We start from the raw sequence: 1015 nt of genomic DNA, 5'->3' as shown, positions 1-1015 counted from the left end.
AAGCAACCATTGTAAGATACAACCCTTTTACAATTCAGTTATCGTATACAACTGGAGAAACAACACAAGAAACAAAATTAGGTATTGATTTAGGTGCAAAGCATATGGGAGCTGCCGTTACATCCGGTGAAAAAGTTCTTGGAAAAACAGAAATAGAGCTACGTCAAGATGTAAAGAGCAATTTGGAAACAAAGAAAATCTATAGAAGAAGCAGAAGAAATCGTAAAACACGATACAGAAAGTCAAAGTTCAAGTACAAAACAAAACGCGTATATGTAGAAGGGAAAGGAAAAAAGAAAGGAGGATATCGTAAAATATCCATATCCTTCACTTCATCCCGTCCAAAGGGTTGGCTTCCACCTTCTATTCAGAGCAGAATAGATAACGCATTTCATTGGATAGATACCTTTTATTCATTCCTTCCAACATGTAAACTTCACATAGAAGTAGGAAAGTTTGACGTACAAAAGATGATGAATCCAGACATACAAGGCAAGGAATATCAAGAAGGTGATACCTTTGGGTATTATGATGTACGATATTTTGTCTTTGCAAGAGACAACTACACTTGCCAAGCTTGTAAGAAAAAGGGTGGCATTTTACAAACGCACCATATCATCTATAGAAGCCATGGTGGAAGCAATGCAGCATCCAACTTAATTACTGTTTGCACACATTGCCATACCCATGAGAATCATCAGGAAGGTAACATTCTTTGGAAGTGGATGGTTGAGAAGAAGAAAACCAAACGCTACAAAGAAGGACCCTTTATGAACATCCTTCGTAGAAGGGTATTTGATCAGTATTTAGATGCTCACATTACATATGGCAGCATCACTACACCAAGAAGAAAAGAACTTCAACTGGAAAAAACACATTATCATGATGCCGTTGCAGCTACAGAGATAACAAACATCAAAGAAAATACAGATCACGTTCTCTACATCAAACAATTTAGAAAGAAAAAACGCTCGTTACATGAAGCAACTGCACGTAAGGGCAGAAAAGAGAAGAA

The 1015-nt window shown here is 37.1% G+C and carries 1 protein-coding gene; it reads left to right on the top strand.

Annotated elements, in window-relative coordinates; genetic code table 11:
- The coding region (gene iscB, locus EP737_RS25170) for an RNA-guided endonuclease IscB (RefSeq protein WP_165350946.1) at positions 1-1015 on the top strand (1015 nt) is incomplete at both ends.

It is taken from the genome of Ectobacillus funiculus, from assembly GCF_004138295.1.
Taxonomy (GTDB): domain Bacteria; phylum Bacillota; class Bacilli; order Bacillales; family Bacillaceae_G; genus Ectobacillus; species Ectobacillus funiculus.
The sequence above is the reverse complement of the archived record's forward strand: the minus strand, read 5'-3'. Positions and strand labels throughout refer to the sequence as shown.